This window comes from Chelatococcus sp. KU-N122 (genome assembly GCF_055391085.1).
This window is the reverse complement of record NZ_AP043981.1, coordinates 3,393,160-3,417,012: the sequence shown is the minus strand read 5'-3', so window position 1 is coordinate 3,417,012 and position 23,853 is coordinate 3,393,160. Positions and strand designations below refer to the sequence as shown.

Annotated in this window: 19 protein-coding genes; 7 read left to right on the top strand and 12 right to left on the bottom strand. The window is 70.5% G+C overall.

What is annotated here, in order from left to right:
* Positions 1-12: 12 nt before the first annotated feature.
* On the bottom strand, positions 13-480 hold the full coding sequence (locus ACZ5PO_RS15285; protein ID WP_464194885.1) for a YybH family protein: 468 nt from the start codon (positions 478-480) through the stop codon (positions 13-15).
* 389 nt (positions 481-869) lie between these two features.
* Here ACZ5PO_RS15285 and ACZ5PO_RS15280 point away from each other — a divergent pair, with 389 nt between their 5' ends.
* Positions 870-2,021 carry an amidohydrolase/deacetylase family metallohydrolase gene (locus tag ACZ5PO_RS15280; RefSeq protein WP_464194883.1) on the top strand — a complete coding sequence of 384 codons (1,152 nt, stop codon included), beginning with the start codon at positions 870-872 and terminating at the stop codon, positions 2,019-2,021.
* Between the two features lie 91 nt (positions 2,022-2,112).
* On the opposite strand, the gene ACZ5PO_RS15275 is transcribed toward ACZ5PO_RS15280, so the two are convergent.
* The 4 genes from ACZ5PO_RS15275 to ACZ5PO_RS15260 form a co-directional block, all read right to left on the bottom strand.
* Positions 2,113-2,946: a GntR family transcriptional regulator gene (locus ACZ5PO_RS15275; protein WP_464194881.1), complete on the bottom strand. Its 834-nt coding sequence runs from the start codon at positions 2,944-2,946 to the stop codon at positions 2,113-2,115.
* 249 nt (positions 2,947-3,195) lie between these two features.
* Positions 3,196-4,713 carry a tripartite tricarboxylate transporter permease gene (locus ACZ5PO_RS15270; protein ID WP_464194879.1) on the bottom strand — a complete coding sequence of 506 codons (1,518 nt, stop codon included), beginning with the start codon at positions 4,711-4,713 and terminating at the stop codon, positions 3,196-3,198.
* Position 4,714: 1 nt separating this feature from the next.
* On the bottom strand, positions 4,715-5,155 hold the full coding sequence (locus tag ACZ5PO_RS15265) for a tripartite tricarboxylate transporter TctB family protein (RefSeq protein ID WP_464194877.1): 441 nt from the start codon (positions 5,153-5,155) through the stop codon (positions 4,715-4,717).
* Between the two features lie 140 nt (positions 5,156-5,295).
* Complete coding sequence (locus tag ACZ5PO_RS15260; RefSeq protein ID WP_464194875.1) at positions 5,296-6,285, bottom strand: LLM class flavin-dependent oxidoreductase; 990 nt, start codon at positions 6,283-6,285, stop codon at positions 5,296-5,298.
* Positions 6,286-6,487: 202 nt separating this feature from the next.
* On the opposite strand from ACZ5PO_RS15260, the gene ACZ5PO_RS15255 reads away from it, so the two are divergent.
* Positions 6,488-7,897, top strand: a complete 1,410-nt coding sequence (locus ACZ5PO_RS15255; protein WP_464194873.1) for an amidase — start codon at positions 6,488-6,490, stop codon at positions 7,895-7,897.
* A gap of 186 nt (positions 7,898-8,083) precedes the next feature.
* On the opposite strand, the gene ACZ5PO_RS15250 is transcribed toward ACZ5PO_RS15255, so the two are convergent.
* Entirely contained in the window at positions 8,084-8,992 is a 909-nt protein-coding gene (locus ACZ5PO_RS15250; protein ID WP_464196850.1) for a tripartite tricarboxylate transporter substrate binding protein, read from the bottom strand.
* 340 nt (positions 8,993-9,332) lie between these two features.
* Here ACZ5PO_RS15250 and ACZ5PO_RS15245 point away from each other — a divergent pair, with 340 nt between their 5' ends.
* The 5 genes from ACZ5PO_RS15245 to ACZ5PO_RS15225 are packed head-to-tail and all read left to right on the top strand — an operon-like array spanning position 9,333 to position 15,484.
* Positions 9,333-10,694 carry an amidase gene (locus ACZ5PO_RS15245; protein ID WP_464194871.1) on the top strand — a complete coding sequence of 454 codons (1,362 nt, stop codon included), beginning with the start codon at positions 9,333-9,335 and terminating at the stop codon, positions 10,692-10,694.
* Positions 10,695-10,726: 32 nt separating this feature from the next.
* Entirely contained in the window at positions 10,727-11,197 is a 471-nt protein-coding gene (locus ACZ5PO_RS15240) for a (2Fe-2S)-binding protein (RefSeq protein ID WP_464194869.1), read from the top strand.
* Complete coding sequence (locus tag ACZ5PO_RS15235; protein ID WP_464194867.1) at positions 11,194-12,033, top strand: FAD binding domain-containing protein; 840 nt, start codon at positions 11,194-11,196, stop codon at positions 12,031-12,033. Before ACZ5PO_RS15240 ends, ACZ5PO_RS15235 begins: the two co-directional genes overlap by 4 nt.
* A complete protein-coding gene (locus tag ACZ5PO_RS15230; protein WP_464194866.1) occupies positions 12,030-14,360 on the top strand; it encodes a xanthine dehydrogenase family protein molybdopterin-binding subunit in 2,331 nt (776 codons plus the stop codon). The genes ACZ5PO_RS15235 and ACZ5PO_RS15230 overlap by 4 nt, the downstream gene beginning before the upstream one ends.
* Positions 14,357-15,484, top strand: coding sequence for a DSD1 family PLP-dependent enzyme (locus tag ACZ5PO_RS15225; protein WP_464194864.1), 1,128 nt, complete (start codon positions 14,357-14,359; stop codon positions 15,482-15,484). The genes ACZ5PO_RS15230 and ACZ5PO_RS15225 overlap by 4 nt, the downstream gene beginning before the upstream one ends.
* Positions 15,485-15,590: 106 nt before the next feature.
* Here ACZ5PO_RS15225 and ACZ5PO_RS15220 read toward each other — a convergent pair whose 3' ends face one another.
* From ACZ5PO_RS15220 to ACZ5PO_RS15195, 6 genes are all read right to left on the bottom strand, one after another.
* Positions 15,591-16,373 (bottom strand): IclR family transcriptional regulator, encoded by a 783-nt coding sequence (locus tag ACZ5PO_RS15220; protein WP_464194862.1) that lies wholly within the window; start codon positions 16,371-16,373, stop codon positions 15,591-15,593.
* A gap of 295 nt (positions 16,374-16,668) precedes the next feature.
* Positions 16,669-17,655 (bottom strand): LLM class flavin-dependent oxidoreductase, encoded by a 987-nt coding sequence (locus ACZ5PO_RS15215; RefSeq protein WP_464194860.1) that lies wholly within the window; start codon positions 17,653-17,655, stop codon positions 16,669-16,671.
* Positions 17,652-18,935, bottom strand: coding sequence for a threonine synthase (locus tag ACZ5PO_RS15210; protein WP_464194858.1), 1,284 nt, complete (start codon positions 18,933-18,935; stop codon positions 17,652-17,654). The genes ACZ5PO_RS15215 and ACZ5PO_RS15210 overlap by 4 nt, the downstream gene beginning before the upstream one ends.
* On the bottom strand, positions 18,932-19,939 hold the full coding sequence (locus ACZ5PO_RS15205) for an LLM class flavin-dependent oxidoreductase (RefSeq protein WP_464194856.1): 1,008 nt from the start codon (positions 19,937-19,939) through the stop codon (positions 18,932-18,934). Before ACZ5PO_RS15205 ends, ACZ5PO_RS15210 begins: the two co-directional genes overlap by 4 nt.
* Positions 19,936-21,687, bottom strand: a complete 1,752-nt coding sequence (locus tag ACZ5PO_RS15200) for a hydantoinase B/oxoprolinase family protein (RefSeq protein WP_464194854.1) — start codon at positions 21,685-21,687, stop codon at positions 19,936-19,938. Before ACZ5PO_RS15200 ends, ACZ5PO_RS15205 begins: the two co-directional genes overlap by 4 nt.
* Positions 21,684-23,780, bottom strand: coding sequence for a hydantoinase/oxoprolinase family protein (locus tag ACZ5PO_RS15195; protein ID WP_464194852.1), 2,097 nt, complete (start codon positions 23,778-23,780; stop codon positions 21,684-21,686). Before ACZ5PO_RS15195 ends, ACZ5PO_RS15200 begins: the two co-directional genes overlap by 4 nt.
* Positions 23,781-23,853: the final 73 nt, after the last annotated feature.

The window sequence follows — 23,853 nt, the reverse complement described above, 5'->3', positions numbered from 1 at the left end:
CTCCCTATGCCCTCAGATGCCGCCCGGGCGCGGCTCCTCGCTGCGGCTCTCGGAGAAGTGGACGTGAACGCAGCGCCACTCGCCGTCCTGGCGGCAGAAAACCATGGTCGAGCGGGAGATGAAAGGCTTCCCTTCCTTGCGCGGCGACATCGGGTCGTCGGAACCGAACCATTTCGACTGGGTGTTGCGGTGGCACCAGACCGTGGCGAGGTCGCCGGAGATCACCCCCTTCATGTCGAACGGGTGCCAGTATCCGGTCTCCTGCTGGGTGATGTAGTACTTCCACAACCTGATCCAGTGCTCGCGCCCGTCGTAGGTGTGGCCGTTCAGGTTGAAGTAGGTGGCCCATGGCGCCTCGCTGAAAACCGACATGAGATGATCCCAGTCGAACTTCGAATTGGCGACGAGGTAGGCCTCGTGCTGCGCGGCGACGGCCTTGCGGTCCTCGTCCGATCCCCCCACCCATTGTATGTCCGGCATGGTCTCCTCAACCGATTGTGGCAGCCACCAGCTGCGCCCCGCGGAAGTCGCGTCGGGCGGATCCGGCGTCGCGACGGCCGTGCCGGCCCGCCGCATGCCCCCTCCCGATCGCCGCCAGATCCGAGCCGTTAACTTGATATCTGACATTTCAGTCTTAGTATCGAGGTCGAAGGCCAGTCGAGTCAAGCGCACGACGCCGATCCGTGCGGCCTGATCAGCCCGAAATACAGGCGCATGCACAACAACTTACCAGATGCCAGAAAATGACATTTCAGATCGATCACGCGGCTGGACCGACTGGCTGTTGCCGCTATTGTGCCGGTCTCGGGCTGCCCGCGGCGGCCGGCAGACATGACCCGCTGCGCCCGACACACGGAGAGAAAGCTTCGATGCTAGACTTGATCCTGCGTGGCGGCCGCGTCATCGATCCGGGCCAGGGGCTGGACGGCGTCCTGGACGTCGGCTTCCGCGACGGCGAGGTCGCCGCCGTCGGCCCGCGTCTGCCGGAGGAGGCGCGGCAGATCGCGGATGCGTCCGGGCTGATCGTCACCCCGGGGCTGATCGACATGCACTGCCACGTCTATTGGGGGGCGACGGCAATGAGCCTCGACGCGCGCCGCATGGCACCGCTCAGCGGCGTTACCACCATGGTCGATGCCGGCACGTCGGGGCCCGGCAATTTCCTGGGTTTCCGGCATTTCATCATCGAGCCCTCGCCAGTGCGCATTCTGCCTTTCATCAACATCTCGTATCCGGGCATCTTCGCCTACAGCAAGGCGGTCATGGTCGGCGAATGCGGCGACATGCGGCTGCTCGATCCGCGCGAGTGCGTGCGCGTCATCGACGAGAACAAGGACCTCGTCGTCGGCGTCAAGGTGCGCGTCGGCAAGATCGCCGGCGGCGACAGCGGCGCGGCCCCGCTCGACCTGGCGCTGGAGGCGGCGGAGGAGACCGGCCTGCCGGTGATGACCCACCTCGACGATCCGCCGCCGTCACGGCGCGACGTCTTCGCCCGCCTGCGCCCCGGCGACATCCTGACCCACTGCTTCAAGCCGTTCCCGAACGCGCCAGTGAGGCGTGACGGCGACATCTTCGAGGAGGTGCTGCTCGCCCGCGAGCGCGGCGTGCTGTTCGACATCGGCCATGGCGGCTTCTCGTTCGGCTTCCGCGTCGCCCGCGCGATGATCGAGAAGGGCTTCCTGCCGGACATCATCTCCAGCGACGTGCATGCGCTCAATGTCGACGGGCCGGTGTTCGACCTGATGACGACGCTGTCGAAGTTCTACTGCCTGGGCCTCGGCCTGTCCGACATCATCCGCATGGTCACGACGGCTCCGGCTGCGGCCCTGCGGCGGCCGGACCTGGGCTCGCTGCGGCCCGGATCAGTCGGCGAAGCGACGCTGTTCTCCATCGACGAGGGCGACTTCGCCTACCACGACGCCCGTTCCGAGGTGCTGCGCGGCGGTCACCGCTTCCGCTGCCGCGGGCTGGTGACGGCGGGACAGCTCGCGCGTGTCGATGGAGGGCCGGCTAAAGCATGATCCCAAAAAGTGGACCCCGGTTTTTGGATAAGATCATGCTCAAGACAAAGACTTAGAGCGGGATGATGATTCGAAGATGAATCATCCCGCTCTAAGCCCGGACGGTCTTGCGCCTGGCCTTCCCCGTGGGCAGGGCCTTCTCCGCGGCGAGCGTCTTGGTGCGGGCCGGCGCCTTGCTGCTTGCCGGCTTCTCAGCCGCCGGCTTGGCCTTCGGCGCGGCCGGGGCCTCGCGCGTCGCGGTCAGCCGGTCGAAGATCGGCGGCGCGATCAGGAAGTTGCGCATGTCCGCCGGGAAGTGGCCGAGGACACCGCGCATGGCCTGCTCGGCGGCCACCGCGTCGTGGGCGGCGATGGCGTCCGCGACCTCCAGGTGCGCCTGGATGTCGGCGCGCAGGGTGGCCGCGTCGAGCCGCAGCAGGCCGAAGTACCAGAAGCGCGATGCATTGTTGTGCAGCAGCACGAGGCTGCGGCCCATATGACCGTTGTGGCAGGCGTCCGCCAGGGTGCGGTGGAAGGACTGGTCCATCTCCACCAGCCGGCGAAACTCCCGCTGCTCGATCACCTCCTCGTAGCCGTCGAACGAAGCCCGCAGAGCCTCGACCTCGGCGGCCGACGCCCGCTCGGCGGCCAGCGCGGCGCAAGCGCCTTCGAGGATGACGCGCGCCTCGAACACCTCCTGCACCTCGCGCAGGCCGAGGTCCGGCACCCGCGTGCCGATGCGGGCATGGCGCTCGACCATGTTCTCCAGCGACAGGCGCAGCAGGGCGTCGCGCACCACGGCGAGACCGAGGCCGAAATCGTCAGCCACCTGCTTGTCGTCGATGCTGGAGCCCGGGGCCAGGTCACCGAAGATGATGGCCTGCAGAATGGTTTCGTAGGCATTCTGCCGAAGGGATCCGCTTCCCCGCTTGTCCGCCTGTGCCACGCGTCACCCCGTCGGTCGCCGGAGCGCCATGCCGGCGGTTGCGCCACCGGCCTGCTCCGGACCCATGCCTGCCCCGATCCGTCCTGCAGGAGCGGAGCCGATGCCTGCAAACTATGCTCTCGATGAAAATCGAGACATTTCAGTTCCGTTGTTGGGGAGTCCTGGCCCCGTTGTCAAGCGGCGGCGACACAACCGGTCGGGAAAGGCGAACGAAACCAATCATATAAGTGGACAGGCGCGCTCCCCGCCTCAATCGCCCGGCAGGTCGGCGAGGACGGGCGGCTTCTCCACCCGCATGGCGACGACGATGGTCGCCACCAGATAGACCGCGCCGACGATCAGCAGGCATGCGGAGATCGGCCGCGTCAGGAAGATCATCGGGCTGCCGTTGCCCATGAGCAGGCTCTGGCCCAGCGAATTGTCCACCAGCTTGGCCAGGATGAACGCCATGACGAACGGGCCCATGTCGAAGTCGGCCTTGCGGACGACGTAGCCGACGATGCCCGAGATGGCGAGGACGTAGACGTTGAAGAAGTCATTGCTGAGGCTGTAGGCGCCGATCATCGAGATGGCCACCACGACGCATCCGAGCAGCCAGAACGGCACCCGCAGCAGCTTCACCCACAGGCCGACCAGCGGCAGGTTGAGCAGCAGCAGCATGACGTTGCCGATGTACATGGAGGCGATGACGCCCCAGAACATGTCCGGGTGCTCCTTCAGCATCAGGGGCCCCGGCTGCACGTTCTGCATCATCAGGGCGGCGAGCAGGATGGCGGCGACGATGTTGCTCGGGATGCCCAAGGTGAGCAGCGGTACGAAGCCGGCGGTGACGGCGGAGTTGTTGGACGATTCCGGGCCGGCGACGCCGGCGATGGCGCCCTTGCCGAACTCTTCCGGGTGCTTCGACAGCTTGCGCTCGGCCATGTAGCTCAGCAGCGCGGCCAGCAGCGCGCCGCCGCCCGGCAGCAGGCCGACCAGAAAGCCGATGACGCTGCCGCGGCCGATGGCGCCGTAGGACTCGCGCCACTCCTTACGGTTCGGCATCAGCTTGCCGACCTTGGCGATCTTGAAGTCCTGATCGCGGCGCCGCTCGAGGTTGTAGAGGATCTCGCCGATGCCGTAGAGGCCCATCAGCACCGGGATGATGTCGATGCCGTCGAGCAGCTTGAGCTCGCCCATGGTGAAGCGCGTCTGCCCGGAGATGGGGTCGAGCCCGACCAGCCCGAAGATGAGGCCGGCCAGCGTCACCGCCACGCCGCGGATCGGCCGGCCGCCGGTCATCGTGCCGGCGAGCACCAGGCCGACGACGGCGAGCGAAAAGTATTCCGGCGCGCCGAAGCTCAGGGCCCAGCTGGCCAGCAGCGGGCCGATCACCGTCAAGGCGACGACCGAGAAGGTGCCGGCGACCCAGGAACCGACGGCCGCCACCGTCAGCGCCGGCCCCGCCCGCCCCTGCTTGGCCATCTCGTAGCCGTCGATCACGGTGATGACGGAGGCCGCCTCGCCGGGCACGCGCAGCAGGATCGCGGTGGTCGAGCCGCCGTACATTGCGCCATAGAGAATGGCGCTCAGCATGATGATCGAGCTCACCGGCGAGCCGACGCCGTAGGTCAGCGGCAGCAGCACCGCCACCGTGGTCACCGGGCCGAGACCGGGCAGGACGCCGACGAGCGTGCCCAGCAGCGAGCCGATCAGCGCGTAGAGCAGATTGCCGGGCGTCAGCGCGACGCTGAAGCCGTAGAGCAGGTTGTGCAGGGTGTCGGTCATGTCAGCGCGGCCACAGCGGGAGCGGAATGCCCAGTCCGAGCATGAAAATCACGTAGAGCGCCAAGGGCATCACGACGGCGGTGGCTAATGACGTGGCCCAGGACCGCGCGTAGAGCAGGCGTGCCCACAGAAAGATGAACGCGAAGCTCGGCAGCATGAAGCCCGCGTATTCGACCAGGGCGGCGTAGGCGAAGAAGACGAGCCCGGCGAGCAGGGGCGCCACCTGCAGCGGCTCGCTCTCGCCCGGCCGCGCCTGCTCCAGCACCAGCACCGCCGCGATCGGCAGCAGCGCCAGCGACGCCAGCAGCGGCGTCAGCCCGGGGCCCGGCATGCCGAGCTGCCAGATGCTGAGGCGCCACGAGCCGATGCCGAAGCCGATGGCGATCAGCAGCAGGCCGATGCCGGTCAGCTTGGCGGGAAGGGCAAGGGCCGACAATCGCATGGGCCTCTCCAGCATTCGGGTAGGCGGGCTCGCGGCCGTCTCCGGATTTATCCTTGCGCGGCGGCGCTAAGATCTGGCCGGCGCGGCTCGCCCGGCGGCACACACCTTTGCTTTGCAAGATAAGTGCCGAGGCCCGCCGGTCATGACCTGGTCAGCCCGACGCCGCGCAGCGCGTCGGCCAGATAGGCCATTTCGGCCTTGGGCTCGGGGCCACGGAAGGTGACCACCATCTCGCTGACGCCGGCGGCCAGGTAGCGCTCGTAGGCCGCCAGGCAATCGTCGGCGTTGCCGGCGACCGCATAGAGATCGAGGATATGGTCGCTGACCACGGTGTGGCCGGGCGCCCCTGCCTCGAGCCTGGCGGCGATCTCGTCGAACTCCTCCTCGGCGACGCCGCTGCCGATCATGTGCCAGCCTCTGAGCTGCGGCGTGCCCTCGAGGCCGAAGCTGCGCGCGATCATCTTGCCGACGATGTCCTTGGCGAAGGTGCGCGCCTCCTGGCGGTCGGGGCGGGCGACGCAGGGCGCGTACTGCACCACGGTGACGGGCGTGGAAAGCGTGCGCTTGGCGATGCCGGCCTGCATCAGCTCGATCGCCCGGGTGGTGAAGCCGGGCGTGCAGAGGTTGGAGATCATCAGCCCGTCAGCGAGCTCGCCGGTGAGGCGGATGGCCTGCTCGCCCATGGCGGCCATGAAGATCGGGTAGTCGGGGCGCGGTGCCGCGAACTCGAGGCGCAGGTCGGTGGCGGAGAAGACCTTCCCCTCGTAGGTGACCGCATCGCCCTTCATCAGGCCGCGCACGATGTTGATGGTGTCGCGCATGGCGGCGATCGGCTTGTCCGAGCCCAGATGCGCATGCGCCAGGATGCGTGCCACGCCGGAGCCCAGCCCCAGATTGGCCCGGCCGCCCAGCAGCTCGTCGAGCGCCCCCATTTCCATGGCGATCAGCGACGGATGGCGGTTGAACGGGTTGAACACGCCGATGCCCAGGTCGATGCGGCCCGTCGCCAGGCCGCAGGCGGCAACGGCGGGCAGGACGCCCCGGCCGAAGGGGTTCTCCGCATACCAGATCGAGTCGAAGCCGCATTTTTCAGCGGCAATGGCCAGATCGACGCAGGCCTGCGGCGTCATCCAACCATCAAGACGCATACCGAACCGTCTCTGCACTGGAAACGCCTCCTCCACTCCGTCGCGACCGATGCTCCGTGCCATGGCCCGCTACATCGGCGCGCGCCCCTGGCCACTGACAACATCAGAATTGCAACATCTGACATTTCAGTTGAAAGTCTGGGTGGTGCATGCATAACGGTCAAGGTGAAAAATGGGGCATGCGATGCACGAACCGGACCTGGAGCAGCTGACCGCAAGCGATCTGGTTCGCCTCTACCGGCAACGGCGACTCTCGCCGGTCGAGGTGATGGACGGCTATCTCGCCCGCATCGCGCGGCTGAACCCTGAGCTCAACGCGTTCGTCCTGGTCGATCCGGACGCCGCTCGAGCCGAGGCGCGCCGCGCTGAACAAGAGTTCACGGGCGCGGGCGACCCGCCGCTGCTGACCGGCCTTCCGGTGTCCGTGAAGGACAACATCATGACCGCGGGCCTGCGCTCGACCTCCGGCTCGCCGCTGTTCGCCGACCACGTGCCGGAGGCCGATGCCGGGGTCGTCGCGGCGGTCAAGCGGGCCGGCGGCATCGTCGTCGGCAAGACCAACACGCCGGCGTTCGGCTGGACCGGCTCGACCGACAACAAGCTGTTCGGGCCGACGCCCAATCCGTACGATCCCACCGTCACCGCGGGCGGCTCCAGCGGCGGTGCCGCGGTGAGCGCCGCCGCCGCCCTGGCGCCGGTCAACATCGGCACCGACGGCGGCGGCTCGCTGCGTACGCCGGCCGCCTTCACCGGCACCGTCGGCTTCAAGCCGTCGCACGGGCGCCTGCCGGACGTGCCGGCGCATCCGCACTGGCTGATGCAGCACTACGGCCCCATCGCCCGCACCGTGGCCGACGTCGCCCTGGTGCTGCAGGCGGCGGCCGGCCCGCATCCGGCCGATCCCCATTCCCTGCCGCGGGGGACAGACGATTATGTGGCGGCCACCGCCGCCGCGCCGCGCGACCTCAAGGTGCTGTTCACGACCCAGCTCGGCTTCGTCGAGACCATCGATCCGGAGATCGAGATGCTCTGCCGTGAAGCCGCCGGAGCGCTGGCCGAGATCGGCTGGACGGTCGCCGAGCGCGACCTCGACTGGCCGGATCCGGCGCCCTTCGCCAACACGTTGTCGGCGGTCGGCTTCGCCTGGCGGCTCAGGGAGCATCGACACCGCCGTGATGACATCGAGGACGGCATCCTGGCCATCCTCGACTACGCCGACGCACTGCCGCCCAATGCCTTCTACGACGCTTATCTGGAGCGGAACCGCTGGTGCGCCCATCCGCTGGCGCTGTTCGAGGACTTCGACCTGCTGGTCACGCCGACGACGGCGGCGCCCCCCTTCCCGGTCGGCCAGCTCGCTCCGGCAGCGATCGCGGGCAAGCCGGTGCCGCCGTCGGCCTGGTCGCCCTACCTGCGACCCTTCAACCTCACCGGCCAGCCCGCGATCTCGGTGCCGGCCGGCCGCACCCGGGCGGGCCTGCCCGTCGGCCTGCAGATCGTCGGCCCGAAGTTCGGTGATGCCCAGGTGCTCGCCGCGGCCGCCGCCTTCGAGCGCCTGCGCCCCTGGCCGATGTGGCGCGAGGCGGCCGCCTGAAGCGGGCGAGCCGGTGCCGCAGGCTTCCGTCGATGGATGGCAACGTCTGTCCCTGCCGTCATAGCCGGGCTTGACCCGGCTATCCATCAGCTGAAAAATCTGTCGGCGATCTAGCTACACAAAACCATTACTTGGCTCGGAGATGGATAGCCGGGTCAAGCCCGGCTATGACGTCGAAGCCCCTCATCAATTCTTCGGCGCCGCGCCGAGCATTGCTTCCCACAGCTTGCGATCGGCGATGGAGAACGTCCGCATCTCGTCGCCCGGCATGCTGCTGATCTCGGTGGCGATGCTGGCGAAGGCCTCCATCACCTTGGGATCCTTCAGCGCCTTGTCGATGGCGGCGTCGAGCTTGGTGCGGATCGGCTCGGGCAGGTTCGGCGGGCCGACGATGGCGCCGCGGCTGCGTACGACGTCGAAGCCGAGCTCCTTGAAGGTCGGTGCGTCCGGGAAATACGTCGAGCGCTTGTCTCCGGTGTAGGCGAGCAGGCGCAGCTGCCCCTGGCGCACGTTCGGCGCCCACGACGAAGCGTCGGAGAGGAAATCGAGGTGGCCGCCCAGCACGTTGGCGATGCCGGCCGCCGTCCCGGCCTGCGGCACGTGGACGAACTTGGCGCCGCTCTCCTTCATCACCTGTTCCATGATCAGGTGCTGGACGGAATTGATGCCGACGGAGCCGAACTTGAGCTTTCCGGGGCTCTTCTTGCCCTCGTCGAGCAAATCCTGCAGCGTCTTCCACGGCGCATCGGCGCGGACGACGACGCCCAGCACGAACTCGCTGTAGGAGCGGATGAAGGTGAAGCCCTCGATGCCGTCGTACGGCACCGTGGTCTTCATGCCGATGGGAAAGGTGTAGGCCGAATTGGCCCAGATGCCGATGGTGTAGCCGTCGGGTTTGGCGTTGGCGACCTCGCTCAGGCCCAGCACCATGCCCGGGCTCGGCTTGTTCAGCACGATGACGGGCTGGCCGAGCTCCGGCGACATGGCCGCGCTGATGGCGCGCGCCATGACGTCGCTGATGCCGCCGGGCGCGAACGGTACCACGAAGGTGATCGGCTTGTCGGGAAACGAGCCTGCGGCCTGTGCCGGAGGCACCGTCCCCAAGCCGATCGTCCCCAAGCCGAGGGTCGTCGCTATCGCGCCTGCAAACGCAGCTATCACGGTCCTTCGCTTCATGCCGATCCCCTGGTTGTCGCTCGCCTGTCGGGCCGCCGCTCGGCTGGTCACGCCGCCCGGATGCCTTGCCGAGTTTTGGTTTGAATTGACATTTCAGTATCAACGATGTGAGCGAACACATTGGCGGTCAAGGCCATTTGAATGCCTCACTGCCGCTTCTCTCATCACTTCGGCGTAAAGAGCGGGCATCGAGTGTGAATTCTGAACTTTCAGTTTTGCGATCCATCTCCTATGGTGCCGACATCGAACCGTGAGCCGCATGCAACCGTTTGCCAAAACCCCGCTGTCCGAGATCAGAGATGCCGTCGCCGCCGGCTCGCTCGAGCCGACGCGCCTCGCGCGCTGGACCCTGTCGCGCATCCGCGCCAACGCCGACCTGGAGGCCTTCGTCCATGTCGGCGACGACGCGCGGACGATCGTTCCGCCGGTCGGGCCGGCGCGCAGTTCCCTCGCCGGCCTGCCCATCGCCGTGAAGGACATTTTCGAGACGGCCGACATGCCGACCGGCTTCGGCTCGAACGCCTATGCGGGTCACCGCCCGGCGATGGATGCGGCGATCGTCACCGCGCTCAAGCAGTGCGGTGCCGTCGTCGCCGGCAAGACGGCGACCACCGAGTTCGCCGCCTGGCCCCCGGCCCGCACGCACAATCCGCTCGACGCGGCACGCTCGCCCGGCGGCTCGTCGGCCGGCTCGGCGGCGGCGGTCGCTGCCGGCCTGGTGCCCTTGTCGATCGGCACGCAGACCCTGGGGTCGGTGGTACGGCCGGCCTCCTACTGCGGCGTGGTCGGCTTCAAGCCGACCTACGCACGCCTCAGCCGCGCGGGCCTGAAGCCGCTCGCCGAATCGCTCGACAGCATCGGCCTGTTCGCCCGCAGCGTCGCCGACGTGCGGCTGCTCTACGAGGCGCTGGTCGACGATCCCGGCCCCGCGCCCGCAGCCGGCGGAAGCGGGCTGCGGCTGGGCTTCTGCCGCGGCGCCTGGTGGAGCGAGGTGGCACCGGATGCGCGCGCTGCGGTCGAAGCCTGCGTCGCACGGCTGCGCCAAGCGGGCGTCGTGATCGACGACGTGGAGCTCGGGCCGCGCTTCGCCGATCTTGTCGATATCGGACGCACGATCCATGATTTCGAGATGCGCCGCGGTCTGATGCCCGAGTATGTTGCTGCCCGCGACCGCCTGGCGCCGTCGATGGCGGCCGGCATCGAGCGGGCCGAACGGTGGACTGCCGCCGACCACCGCGAAGCCCTAGTGCGCGCCGAGGAGAGCCGCATCGCCTTCCCGCAGGCAGCGGCGGGCTACGACGCCCTGCTGTGCGCGGCGGCGGCCGCCGAGGCGCCAGACATGAGCAACACCGGCGATCCGTCGCAGAACATCCCGTGGACGGTGCTGCACGTGCCGTGCCTGACGCTGCCGGCGGCGACGGGCGCGACCGGCATGCCGATCGGCTTGCAGGTCGTGGCCGAGCGCTACGCCGAACCGCGCCTGCTGGCGGTGGCGGCCGAGCTGGAGCGGTTGCTGGCCGCCGGCGCCGGCACGCCATCGCCACGCTACCTGCCGGCCTGGGCCGATGCGGTCCGCGCCGACGGGGACTTGTGGACGCCAAGCGCACGCCTGCGGGCCTGACGAAGCGGCTCCCGGATCTGAGCGAGGCCCTGATGAACCTGTCCTGCACCGTGAACGGCCTTCACGTCGAAGCGACGGTCGAGCCGCGCCTGCTGCTGGTCGACTTCCTGCGCCACCAGCTCCGGCTCACCGCGACCCATGTCGGCTGCGAGATCGGCGTGTGCGGCGCCTGCACCGTCATCGTCGACGACGAGCCGGTCCGCTCCTGCCTGATGCTGGCGGTGCAGGCCCAGGGCAGCCGCATCGAGACGGCGGAAGCCCTGGCCGAGGACGGGGAGCTGTCGCCGATGCAGGCGTCGTTCCACGCCCATCACGGACTGCAATGCGGCTTCTGCACCCCCGGGATTCTGATGACGCTGGAGGCGCTGGAGCGGTCCGGCCGCCTGCCCGGCGACGAGGAGGGCGTGCGCCACGTGCTGGCCGGGCACGTCTGCCGATGCACGGGCTACCAGCACATCGTCGACGCCGTCCTCGCGCAAGCCCCGATGAAGGCCGTGCGATGAAGCCGCCGAGCTTCGCCTACGCCAGGCCCGGCACCGTCGCGGAGGCGACTCGGCTGCTCGCCGAGAGCGACGGCGCCGTGCTGCTGGCCGGCGGCCAGAGCCTGATGCCCATGCTCAACCTGCGCCTCGCCGCGCCCGACCTGGTGATCGACATCAACGGCATTGCCGGGCTCGCCGACGTGCGACGCGAGGACGGCCACGTCCGCATCGGCGCCATGGCCCGGCAAGGGGCGCTGATGCGATGCCCGACCGTGCCTCAGGCGCTGCCGCTGCTGGCGCTCGCACTGCCCCATATCGGCCATCCGCAGACGCGCAGCCGCGGCACCATCGGCGGCAGCCTCTGCCATGCCGATCCGGCTGCCGAGCTCGCCCTCGTCGCCGTCGCCTCTGACGCCGTGCTCACCCTGCTGAGCGCCGCGGGCGCCCGGACCGTCCCGGCCCGGGCCTTCTTCCTGCACGCCATGGAGACTGTGCGCGCGGCCGACGAAATGCTGACCGAGATCACCTTCCTGGCCAGCCACCCGGCGGCGCGGTGCGCCTTCCGCGAGCTGGCCCGGCGGCACGGCGATTTCGCCATCGCCTCGGTCGCCGCCGAATGGTCGCCGGACAACCTGACCGTCGCGGTGGGCGGGCTGGCGCCCACGCCGCACCTGTGCGCGCACCTCGGCCGGGAGCTGGCGGGCCGGCCGCTCCGACGCGACGCGGTTGCCCGCCTGATCGACGAGGAGCTGGCCCGAGTGACGCCGATGGAGGACGGCGTCATCGGCGCCGACTACCGGCTTCAGCTGGCCCGCGTGCTGCTGACCGACTGCCTGGCCGAGGTGCTGCCGTCATGAGCCGCCCGGCCGCCGCGTCCGCTCCGCGCCGCAAGGAGGATGCCCGGCTGCTGCGCGGCGCCGGACGCTTCGTCGACGACGTGCATCTTGACCGCATGGTCGAGGGCGCCTTCGTCCGCAGCTCGCGTGCCCACGCCGAGGTCGTCTCGATCGATGCCAGTGCCGCGCTCGCCGCCGGCGCGCTGCTGGTGCTGACCGCCGCCGACTTGCCGTTCAACGACCGGCCCTGGGTGACGCGCTATTGGCATGCGGCCATCCGCGGCGGCCTCCCGCGCTTCCTGGCCACGGACCGCGTCCGCTTCGTCGGCGAGCCGATCGCCTTCGTCGTGGCCGAGAACCGCTACCGGGCCGAGGACCTGGCGGCGCTGGTGGAGGTCGACTACCGCGAGCTGCCGGTGATCGCGACGGTCGCCGACGCCGTCGATCCCGACGCGCCGCGGCTGCATCCCGACTGGCACGGCAATGTCGGCGCCAGCTTCCACCAGGCGACAGGCGATGTGGACGCGGCCCTGCACGGCGCCACCCACCGCATGCGCGAGACGTTCAGCTTCGCCCGGCAGGCGCCGCTGCCGCTGGAAACGCGCGGCATCGTCGCCGACTACGACGAAGCGCGGCGGGCGCTGACGGTCTGGATGTCGACGCAGGCGCATTACAACGTACGCCAGAACCTGTCCTCCATCCTCGACATCCCCGAGTACCAGGTGCGCGTCATCTGCGAGGACGTGGGCGGCGGCTTCGGCGCCAAGTCGCGCACCTACGCGGAGGAGCTCGTCGTCAGCCATGCCAGCCGGTGCCTGCGGCGGCCGGTCAAGTGGATCGAGGACCGCTTCGAGAACCTGCAGGCCACCACCCACTCCCGGGCGATCGACGTGGACATCGAGCTCGGCTGCGACGCCGACGGCGCGCTGGTCGGGCTGAAGGCGCATGTGCGCCTGGACATGGGCGGCTACGTCTTCACCAGCGGCATCATGACGGCGGAGGTGGCGGCGGGCTTCCTGGCCAACGCCTACCGCATCCCCCACCTCCGCGTCGACGTGAGCTGCATCGGCACCAACAAGACGCCGATCGCCACCTACCGCGGCGCCGGCGCGCCGGAGGCGGCCTTCCCCATCGAATGCCTGATGGATCTGCTGGCCAAGCGCGCCGGCCTCGCGCCCGTCGAGCTGCGGCGCCGCAACCTGATCCGGCCGGCCGACCTGCCCTACGAGCTGAAGCGCAGCCTCGCCGGTATTCCGCTGCGTTTCGAGAGCGGGGATTTTCCCGCCCTCCTCGACCAGGCACTGGCCGAGAGCGGCTATAGCAGCGAGGTCGTCGTCGAGGCGGACGGCTGCCGCACCGCCTGGGCGCTGGCGGCCTGCATCGAAGGCTCGGGCTTCGTCAACTTCGAGACCGCCGTCATCCGCGCCGACGCCCTCGGCAACATCACGGTGACCTCGGGCATGAGCACCCAGGGCCAGGGGCAGCATACGACCTATGCCCAGGTGGCGGCGGAGACGCTCGGCGTCGACTTCGCGCGCGTGGACGTGCGCATGGGCGACACCCAGCTGGTGCCGTTCGGCCGCGGCGCCTTTGCCAGCCGCGGCGCCATCTTCGGCGCCAATGCCGTGCTCGGCGCCGCCGCGCGGCTGCGGGAGAAGATCCTGGCGGTGGCAGCCGACATGTTGCAGGCGCCCCCGGACGCCCTGTCGATCGTCGACGGGCGGATCGTGCGCGCCACCGGCGGCGAGACGGACCTGGACATCGCCGCGATCGCCCGGGCGGTGAGCCCCGGCGGCTCGCATTTCGCCGGCGAGCCGGCGCTGGAGGCCCAGTACGTCTACGGCAGCGACCAGCCGGTGACCTTCGGCGGCGCCGTGCATGTGGCCAAGGTCCGGCTCGATCCGCGGACCGGCTTCTTCCGCGTGCTCGACTATTTCGTCTCCCACGATGCCGGCCGCGCGCTCAACGCCATGATCGTCGAAGGGCAGATCGTTGGCGGCGTCATCGACGGCATCGGCGGCGCGCTGTTCTCCGAGCTGATCTACAGCGACGAGGGGCAGCTGGTGACATCGACCATGGCCGACTACCTGGTCGCCACGGCGCCCGACCTGCCGCGGGTCCGCCTCGGCCACGTGGAAACCCTCCCCGGCACCAACCCGCTCGGCGTGCGCGGCATCGGCGAGGGTGGGCTCATCCCCACCGCCGCGGTGATCGCCAATGCGCTCGCCCATGCCATCGCGCCCGGCGCATCCGGCCACGAGACACCGCTTTTCACGCTGCCGCTGCGGCCCGAGCGCGTCTACGCTGCCTGCCGCCTCGCCACCGACCAAGAAGGCGATACGCCATGACGAAAGCCACGCGCATCGACCCCGGCCTCGCCGCACTGGCGCCCATCGCGACCCCCGCGCTGGTGATCGACAGGCCCGTGCTGGACGCCAACCTCGCCCGCATGGCCGCCACCGCAATGGACGCGGGGGTGGCGCTGCGTCCCCACGCCAAGACCCACAAATCCGCCGACATCGCCCGCCGCCAGCTCGCGGCAGGCGCCATCGGCATCTCCTGCGCCACCATCGGCGAGGCCGAGGCGCTGGCCGCACGCGGCATCCACGGCCTGCTGCTGACGGCGCCGTTCGGCAGCGAGGGCACGGCGCGGCGGCTGCTGGCGCTCAACCGGGCGGCGCCGATGCTGGCGGTCGTCGACCACCCGGCTCAGGTCGCGCTGCTGCAACGGGCGTCGCGCCCCCGCGACGCGCCCCTGTCGCTGGTGGTCGACGTGGACGTCGGCCAGCGCCGCACCGGCGTGGCGAGCGCCGAAGCCGGGGCCGGGCTCGCCAAGCTGATCGCCGCCGACGGGCGCTTCCGCTTCGCCGGCGTTCAGGGCTATGCCGGCCATGTCCAGCACGTCGTCGATCCGGACGAGCGCCGGGCGGCGGCGGCGCGATCGGCGCAGGCTCTGGCACACGTGGTGGAGGCGATCGAGGCGGCGGGCCTGGCCGTGCCCCTGATATCCGGCAGCGGCACCGGTGCCTTCGCCTTCGACCGCGACGGCCCCTACACGGAGCTGCAGACCGGCTCCTATACGCTGATGGACGCCGACTACGGACGCATCAGGCGCGGTAACGGCGAGGACGCCGCCTTCGGCGTCGCCCTCTATGTGCTCACCACCGTGGTGTCGGCCAGCCATCCCGGCCAGGTGACGATCGACGCCGGCACCAAGGCCATCGCCACCAACGGCCCGCCGCCGCACGTCATCCTCGGCGCCGAGGGCGCCCGCTACCGCTTCGGCGGCGACGAGCACGGCATCCTCGACCTGCCGGAAGGCGCGACGCAACCCCCGATCGGCGCCCGGCTGCTGCTGTCGGCCAGCCACTGCGACCCCACCGTCAACTTGCACGACGGCTACCACGTCTGGCACCCGGACGGCCCGCTGGAGCACTGGCCCATCGACGGGCGGTACACGAGCGGGCGTTAGCGGCGCACAAAGCCAGCCATGACCGTGCAGCTGCTTACCTCGCCCCGCTTGCGGGGCGAGGGATGCCGCGGTCGTCGTGCGAACGAGCGCCGCCGAGCTGCATCCATCACGCCGCAAAGCTGTTCGCCGCACGCGCGCCCATGCGGCGTGACAGGCGGCGGGCGGCGGCCTCGACGCCGTCCCGCATCTCCCGCTTCTTCGCTTCGGTGATGAGCGCACACGGGGCGGACAGGCTGATGGCGGCGACGGTGCCGTGGCGGTCGGCGATGCCGGCGCCGACGGAGTAGAGCCCCGGGATGTTCTCCTCGTCGGACAGGGCGAAGCCGTTGCGGCGGGCTTCGCGCACCTCCTCGAGCAGCGCGTCGCGGTCGACGATGGTGGTCGGCGTCAGGCGCGGCAGGGGGATGCATTCGAGCATCACCGCGAGCTCGGTCTCGGGCAGCCCGGCGAGCAGCATCTTGCCCAGCGCCGTCGAATGCAGGTGCGTGCGCGAGCCCGGCTGGGTGTTGACCGTCACCGGCCCGCTGGTCAGCGACAGCAGGTAGATGACCGAATAGCCGCGCAGGACGCCGAGGAAGGCGCTCATGGATTGCGCATGGGCGAGGTCGCGCAGCTCAGTGAAGGCGTGCTCGGTCAGGATCTGCTGCGCCAGATAGGTCTGCCCCACCTCGAAGATGCGATGGCCGATACGGTAGCGCAGGCTCGACGCGTTCTGCTCGACGAAGCCGAACGACCGCAACGTCGACACCAGCCGCTGCACGACGCTGGGCGAGAGATCGAGCCGCCGCGCCAGCTCGCGCACCCCCAGCTCCTCGCGGGCATCACCCAGCTGCTCGAGAATGGCCAGCCCCTTGGACAGCGACTGGTTCGAGGCTTCACTGTGCCGCATATAGGAACACCGTATCGCTCATAGGCACAGAGTAGCCGGGGCGCGACGGGAGCGTCAATGTTGTACTGGCGAGGCGGGCGGGATGCCCCCGCCGCTTGGCGAGGCGCGCCCATGCAACCTCGTCATGGTCGGGCTTGACCCGGCCATCCATCAACTTAATGAATCTTCGCTCATGCCAGCTTATACGTTGGCTTTACTTAGGAGATGGATGGCCGGGTCAAGCCCGGCCATGACGGCGGGGGACGACGGCCATGACAGCGGAGAACGAGGAAAGCACCGCGCGTCGCGCCTCCGATCACCGCCCGCGCACGGCGTTCAGAAAGCTGGTGAGCTGGGCCGGGTCGGCCTGGCCGGCCAGCACCAGCTCGTCGAGGCCGACCTCGGCGTAGGCGCCGAAGCGCCCGATTACCTCGGCCGCGGTGCCGCTGGCCGCGTGGCGGCGGACCACGTCGTCGCCCACGAGCGCCTCGACCTCGTCCCACCGTTCGGCGGCGAAGGCCGCGGCGACCCTGTCCTGGTCGAGCGTTGCGCCGCCGAGCTCGATGTTGCGGGCGTGGTGGGCGCCGCGCAGGATGAACGCCAGCCGCCGCCGCAACCGGTCGTGCGCGGCCCGCGCGTCGTCGGCCACCGAAGCGTAGACGAGCGCCGCGCGGCTGATGCGGCGGCCACTCGCCGCCTCCCCCTTCGCCACCTGGTCGAGGCACCAGCGCAGGAACGGGATGGAGGTTCCGGCGCTGAGCAGCACGCCGTCGGCCATGCGCCCGGCGAGCTCGAGCATCTGCGGGCCCGATGCGGCAAGCTCGATCGGCAGCGGCCGTGCGCCGGTCGCCAGGCTGCGGCCATGGACCTGGAAGCGTTGGCCGTCATGGTGGATGGTCTCGCCGCCGAGCAGCGCCCGGGCGATGGCGATCGCCTCACGCAAGGTCTGCAGCGGCTGCGGCGCCGCGATGCCGGCGGCGGCCAGGTCGCGCGGCGCGCCCACCCCGAAGCACAGCGAGACGCGCCCGGGGAACCATTCGTCCAGGGTGGCCGCCGCCATCACGGCGTAGACCGGGTGCACGCTGTAGGGGCTCATGGCCATCAGCGTGACACGCACCGCCGGTGCCGCCGCCAGCACGCCGGCGGCCATGGCGATCGGCTCGCGCTGGAACAGGTGGCAGGCGATCCACAGGTGCCCGGCGTTGCCCGCCGCGGCGGCCGCGGCCAGCGCGCGCGCCACGGCCGGGGTTTCGCCGCCCTCGAGCGACAGGCCCAGCGCCGGAAGGACGGAAGCCGCGGTCATGGCGTCCCCAGTTGGTCGAGCAGCGCCCCCAACGCCGCGGCCGACGTCGCCGGGCGCCTCGCCTCGGCGGTGGCGACGTCCTTGAGGCCGCTCGACGTCAGGACGGCAACGACCGGGCCGGGGATGTCGGCGCCGGCGACCGCCGCTTCGGCCAGTGCGGCGACGGCCGCGGCGCCCGAGCGCTCCTGCCACAGCCCCTGCCGCGCCAGCCGCCGCTGCGCTGCGGCCATGCCGTCCTCGCTCGCGGTGAGCGCCCGGCCGTTCGTCTCGCGCAGCGCCACGAGGCCGCGATAGCTGCTGACCGTACAGGCGATGCCCGCCGCCGCCGAAGGCCACGCCGCGACCTCCGCCGCCGGCGCGTTCGTCGCCATGGCGCGGGCGAGCGGGCCGCGCGCCGCGGGCTCCGCCGAGAACAGGCGCGGCAGGCGGGCGGTGAGGCCCAGCCGCTGCAGCTCGCGAAAGCCCTTGGCGATGCCGAACAGCAGCTCGCCGTAGCCCGTCGGCACGACGACGGAGCCCGGCACCTGGCGTCCGAGCTGGAGGAACAGCTCGTAGGCGACCGTCTTGTAGCCCTCCGGGCCGAACGGGTTGCCGGTGTGGAAGCGGGTGAGGTTGCTCACCGGCAGGAAGCCCGTGTGCGCGACGATCCGGTTGAGGATCGCCCACCGCTCCTCGGTCGAAGCGATGACCGTGTGGGCGCCCAGCGCGTCGAGGAAATCGCGGAAGGCGCCTTGGGCGTCGGGGCTGGTGATGACCACGCAGGGAAGCCCCGCGCGGGCGGCGTAGGCGGCCGCCGCGACCCCGTGGTTGCCCGACGACGCCACGGCGATGCCGCGGGCGCCGGCGGCGCAGGCTGCGCTGACGGCGACCAAGTTGAGCCGGTCCTTGTGGCTCCAGGTCGGGTTGCGGCTCTCGTCCTTGAGCAGCAGCGTCTCGCGCAGGCCCAGCTCCGCCGCAAGGCCAGGAGCGTCGAGCAGCGGCGTGCCGCCTTCGCCCATGGACAATCCCGCCTGCAGCGGCGGCAGCAGCGGTGCCCAGCGCTCCAGGCCCGGCAGCGGCGGCTGATCGAATAGGCCGGGCGGCACGGCCGCATAGTCGTAGTCGATCTCGAGCGGAAACTGCATCTCGGGTCCGCCCGTAGCCGGGCAGCCGCGCGTCAGTACCGGCGTCAGCGGATAGAGCCGGCTGGGGTCGCCGAGCGAGCGCTGGCCGATGGCACAGGACGGCGAGCGTCCTGCGCCGGCGGCCGGACGATGGGGATGGGCGGCGGCTTCGGTCACGCCAGCGCCGGGGCGATCTCTTCCGCGAAGATCTGCATCTGGTCGAGCAGGTCCTCCACGTCGTTGGCGGCGAAGTAGATGCCGAGGAAATGGGTGACGCCGGCCTCCTTCAGCCGCAGCGCCTTCTCCCTCACCTCCTCGACGCTGCCGACCAGATTGGTGCCCTCCATGCTGTCGCCGCTCTGCCCCTTGAGCGTCGACTTCCTGAGCGACAGCAGGTGCTTGTACATCTGGCTCTGCTGGAAGCGCTCGCTCGCCTTCTCGCTGGTGCGCTCGATGCGGGCGGCGAACTGCGGCGCGACCTGGATGGCATCGGGATCGCGCCCCGCCTCGGCCGCCAGCCGCTTCAGGGTGACGACGCTCTGGCGCAGCCGCTCCAGCGGCAGGCCGGCCGGGATCCAGCCGTCGGCCGACTGGGCCGTGCGCCGCAGGTGGTTCTCGTTGTTGCCGCCGTAGTAGATCGGCAGCTTCGTCTGCAAGGGCTTCGGGAACAGCTCGACGTCCTTGAACGAATAATACTTGCCTTCGAAGCTCGAGACGCGCGCCCCGAACAGCGCCTTGAGCGCCTCGACCCCCTCCTCCATCATCTCGCCGCGATGGCCGCCGCCGCCGGGCGCCAGCGCCTCGAACTCCTCGCGGTAGGCGCCGATGCCGACGCCGAGCTCGAAGCGGCCGTTGCTGAAATGGTCGAGCGTGGCGATCTGCTTGGCGACCACGACGATGTCGCGGCGCATGGGCAGCACCAGCACGCCGGTACCGAAGCGCAGCGTCGTCGTCTGCGCGGCCAGGAAGGCGTAGGTGACCAGCGGCTCCCAGAACCGCGGCGGCACCGGGTATTCCTCGCGCACGTAGTGCTGCGTGGTCATGTGGTCGTTGCCCCACACGGAATGGTAGCCCAGCGCCTCGGCGTGCTTGGCGATGCGCACCACCGCCTCCGGCGACGAGAACGGGATAGGATAGGTCAGCCCCTCCATGCCCGTGGGAAGACCTGCACTGTAGATCATCGTCCGCTCCCTGTTGCCGCCGTCGGCCCACCCCGCAGCGCGGCCGTCGCCGCATCGTCCACCGTGAAGTCGTCGCGCACGACGACGCCGTAGTCCGCGCGCGCCGCGTCCCGCGAGACGAGGCCGGCGACGACGTCGTCCCGCACCAGCGCGATGGGCCGCGCCAGCGGGTCGCCGATGCCGCCGCCGCCGGGCATCTCGATGAGCAGCCGCTCGCCGCGCGGAATGGTCTGCCGGCCCTTGCCGGCAAGGGCCGGGCCGGAGCGCAGGCCGACACGGCCGTTGCGGCCGTCGCGGCCGCCGTCGCGCCCACGCGGCGGATAGATGACACGGTCGTAGTTGGCGCTGAGCGCGAACGGCTCGTTCTCCAGGCTCTCGACTTCCATGACCTGGCCGAGGCCGCCGCGGTGGTGGCCCGGCCCGCCGGAATCGGTCCGGTATTCCTTGCGCCAGACGATCAGCGGCGACATCGCCTCGGTGACCTCGATCGGCACATTGCGGACGCCGCTGGGGAAAGCGGTGGCCGACAGGCCGTCCTTGCCCGGCCGCGCGCCGGTGCCGCCGGAATGGAAGCTCATGACGTTGAACGACGTGGCATTCACAAGCTCGGCCGGATCCGCCTCGACGCGCCCCGGCCCGCCCATGGCGAACAGGTTCCACAGCACCGAGGTGCCCTCGGCCGGCACCTGGCCGGGCAGCGCCTGGGCCAGGCAGCCGAACATCAGGTCCGGCAGCAGCTGGCCGGTGACGTGGCGCGTCGCCACCGGCAGCGGATGCTCGGCGGCGAGGATGCAGTTCGGCGGCACGTGGATGCGGATGACCGACAACGAGGCGCTGTTGTTCGGCACCTTGGGGCCGACGATGCACTTCACGCCGAACGACGCATAGGCCTCGGTGTAGCAGAACGGCACGTTGACGCCGAACGACGAGGGCGGCGACGTCCCGGTGAAGTCGACGTCGATGCCGTCCTCGCCCACCGTCATCTCGGCCACGAGGTCGACCGGCTTCTCGAAGCCGTCGACCCGCATCGTGCTGCGGTAGCGGCCGGCGGGCACCTTGCGCACCGCCTCCAGCATCGCCTGGCGCGAGCGCTCCAGGATGGTGGCGCCGAGGTCGTCGAGGCTGGCGATGCGGAACTCGTCCATCATGGCGACGAGGCGCCGCGCCCCCACCTCGTTGCAGGCGGCGAGCGAGTAGAGGTCGCCGACCACCTGGACCGGCTCGCGCACGTTGCCGCGCACGATGGCGATCAAGGTCTCGTTGACGGTGCCCGCATCGGCGAAGCGCATCAGCGGCACGTAGAGGCCTTCCTCGTAGACCTGCCGCCCCTCCGGCCCCATGCCGCGCCCGCCCACGTCGACCACGTGGCTGGTGCAGGCGAACAGCGCCACCGGCGCGCCGTCGCGGAAGCAGGGCGACACCATGGTGAAGTCGTGCAGGTGGCCGGTGCCCTTCCAGGGGTCGTTGGTGACGAAGGCATCGCCCGCCCGCATGGTGGCGACGGGGAAGTGGTCGATGAAGTGGACCACCGCCCGCGCCATGGAATTGACGTGGCCGGGGGTGCCCGTCACCGCCTGGGCGAGCATGTTGCCGGCAAGGTCGAACACGCCGGCCGAGACGTCGCCCGCCTCGCGCGTCGAGGTGCTGAAGCCGGTGCGGATCAGGGTCTGCGCCTGCTCCTCGACCACCGAGATCAGCCGGTCCCACATGATCTGGCGGTGAATGAAGGCCAGGGTCTCGTCGCTCATGCGGCCTCCTTGACGATCACGATCTGCTTCAGCGCGTCGATGGTGGCGGTGAAGCCCTGCTGGACGATCGTCGTCGTCTCGTCCTCGGTGATGACGGCAGGGCCGCTGAGGCTCTGCCCCGGCTCGAGCGCCGCGCGGGCGTAGAGGGCGACCTCGACGATCTGCCCGGTCTCCGGGTTGGTCAGCCGCCGCCGCCCGGACGGAACGGCCGCCGCCGCGGCCGGCGTCGGCGGTGCCGGCGCGGCGGGCGTGGAATTCTCGGCCGCCGCCTCGAGCCGCAGCGACCAGTTGAGCGCCTCGGCCGCGAGCCCTGGAATGGTGCGCCCGAACAGGGCGGCATAGGCCTCGCCGAAGCGACTGGCGAGCTCGGTGCCGTCGGCCGCGGTGAGGTCGGCGGCATCGATCGTCACCGGCACCTCGTGGCCCTGCCCGCTGTAGCGCATGTCGGCGCTCCAGTGCTCCTGGAGCGCCGCATCCGGCGCCCCCTGGCGGACGATGGCGAGCGCCTCCCGCCGCATCTCGGCGCGCATGGCGTTCAGCGCAGCCGCATCGAAGCTGTCGTCGAGCCTGACGTAGCGGCTCTTCACGATCTCGAAGGCGACCGGCGCGAGCAGGAAGCCGATGGCCGAGCCGACGCCGGCGCCGCTCGGCACGATGACGCGCGCGATGCCGAGCTTGTCGGCGAGGCGGACCGCATGCAGCGGCGCCGCCCCGCCGAAGGCGATCATGGTGCGCTCGCCGAGGTGGCGGCCGCGCTCGACGGCGTGGACGCGCGCGGCGTTGGCCATGTTCTCCTCGACGATCTCGGACACGGCGAGCGCCGCACGGGCCGGATCGACGGCCAGCGCCGCCCCCACCGCCGCGTCGAGCGCGCGCTCCGCCTTGGCCGCGTCGAGCGGCATGGTGCCGCCGCCGAACTGCTCCGGGTCGATGCGTCCGAGCACGACGTTGGCGTCGGTCACCGTCGGCTGGGTGCCGCCGCGGCCGTAGCAGGCCGGGCCGGGCTCCGAGCCGGCGCTCTCCGGCCCCACCTGGACGCGGCCGATCTCGTCGATCGCCGCGATCGAGCCGCCACCGGCGCCGATCTCCACCATCTCGATGACCGGGATCTTGAGCGGCAGGCCGCTGCCCTTCAGGAAGCGGTACTGCCGCGCCACCTCGAAGGTCCGCGAGAAGTGCGGCTTGCCGTCGTCGATGAGGCAGATCTTGGCGGTGGTGCCGCCCATGTCGAAGGAGACGATGCGGTCGAGGCCGCAGCGCCCGGCGATGTGCGCGGCCAGGACGGCGCCGCCGGCCGGGCCCGATTCCACCAGCCGGATCGGGAAGCGGCGGGCGGTCTCCAGCGTCGTCAGCCCGCCGGCCGAGGTGATCAGGAACAGCGGGCAGGCGAGCCCCGCCGCCCGCAAGCCCTCGCCGAGCCGGCCGAGATAGCCTGCCATGACCGGCTGCACGTAGGCGTTGGCGCAGGCCGTCGACCAGCGCTCGTACTCGCGGATCTCGGGCGCCACCTCGCTGGACAGCGTCACCGCGAGATCCGGGGCGGCGGCGCGCAGCAGCTCGCGCATGGCGAGCTCATGGGCCGGATTGACGTAGGCGTGGAGGAAGCCGACGGCGACGCTCTCGACCCGCTCGCGCCGGAGCGTGTCGACGAGGCCGCCGATCGCGCTCGCGTCGAGCGGGCGGACGACGTTGCCGCGCGCGTCCATCCGCTCCGGCACCGGCAGCCGCAGGTGGCGCGGCACCAGCGGCGGCGGCTTGTCCATCATCACGTCGAACTGCTCGAAGCGGTTCTCGTAGGCCATCTCGACCGAATCGCGGAAGCCCTCGGTGACCAGCAGCGCGGTGCGCGCGCCCTTGCGCTCGATCAGCGCGTTGGTCGCCAGCGTGGTGCCGTGCACGATGATGCGCACATCGGCCGGCTCGAGGCGCGCCCGCGCGAGCACCAGGCGCACGCCCTCGAACACCCCTCGCTCGGGCGCGCTCGGCGTCGTCAGCACCTTCGCGGTCGTCCAGCGGCCGCCGGCCTCGACCGCCAGGTCCGTGAACGTGCCGCCGATGTCGACCGCGAGGCGGGCGGCGGCGCTCATCGCCACCCCCGAAGGCGCTTCGGGAAGGCTCCAGAGCATTTCGCAATTGGATGAGCATCATCCAATTGCAGAGAAATGC

What these genes read in the sequence shown, in the direction of transcription:
- ACZ5PO_RS15285 (WP_464194885.1), bottom strand. Translation starts at nt 480, where the DNA reads ATGCCGGACATACAATGGGTGGGGGGATCGGACGAGGACCGCAAGGCC.
- ACZ5PO_RS15280 (WP_464194883.1), top strand. Translation starts at nt 870, where the DNA reads ATGCTAGACTTGATCCTGCGTGGCGGCCGCGTCATCGATCCGGGCCAG.
- ACZ5PO_RS15270 (WP_464194879.1), bottom strand. Translation starts at nt 4,713, where the DNA reads ATGACCGACACCCTGCACAACCTGCTCTACGGCTTCAGCGTCGCGCTG.
- ACZ5PO_RS15265 (WP_464194877.1), bottom strand. Translation starts at nt 5,155, where the DNA reads ATGCGATTGTCGGCCCTTGCCCTTCCCGCCAAGCTGACCGGCATCGGC.
- ACZ5PO_RS15260 (WP_464194875.1), bottom strand. Translation starts at nt 6,285, where the DNA reads ATGACGCCGCAGGCCTGCGTCGATCTGGCCATTGCCGCTGAAAAATGC.
- ACZ5PO_RS15255 (WP_464194873.1), top strand. Translation starts at nt 6,488, where the DNA reads ATGCACGAACCGGACCTGGAGCAGCTGACCGCAAGCGATCTGGTTCGC.
- ACZ5PO_RS15245 (WP_464194871.1), top strand. Translation starts at nt 9,333, where the DNA reads ATGCAACCGTTTGCCAAAACCCCGCTGTCCGAGATCAGAGATGCCGTC.
- ACZ5PO_RS15240 (WP_464194869.1), top strand. Translation starts at nt 10,727, where the DNA reads ATGAACCTGTCCTGCACCGTGAACGGCCTTCACGTCGAAGCGACGGTC.
- ACZ5PO_RS15235 (WP_464194867.1), top strand. Translation starts at nt 11,194, where the DNA reads ATGAAGCCGCCGAGCTTCGCCTACGCCAGGCCCGGCACCGTCGCGGAG.
- ACZ5PO_RS15230 (WP_464194866.1), top strand. Translation starts at nt 12,030, where the DNA reads ATGAGCCGCCCGGCCGCCGCGTCCGCTCCGCGCCGCAAGGAGGATGCC.
- ACZ5PO_RS15225 (WP_464194864.1), top strand. Translation starts at nt 14,357, where the DNA reads ATGACGAAAGCCACGCGCATCGACCCCGGCCTCGCCGCACTGGCGCCC.
- ACZ5PO_RS15220 (WP_464194862.1), bottom strand. Translation starts at nt 16,373, where the DNA reads ATGCGGCACAGTGAAGCCTCGAACCAGTCGCTGTCCAAGGGGCTGGCC.
- ACZ5PO_RS15215 (WP_464194860.1), bottom strand. Translation starts at nt 17,655, where the DNA reads ATGACCGCGGCTTCCGTCCTTCCGGCGCTGGGCCTGTCGCTCGAGGGC.
- ACZ5PO_RS15205 (WP_464194856.1), bottom strand. Translation starts at nt 19,939, where the DNA reads ATGATCTACAGTGCAGGTCTTCCCACGGGCATGGAGGGGCTGACCTAT.
- ACZ5PO_RS15200 (WP_464194854.1), bottom strand. Translation starts at nt 21,687, where the DNA reads ATGAGCGACGAGACCCTGGCCTTCATTCACCGCCAGATCATGTGGGAC.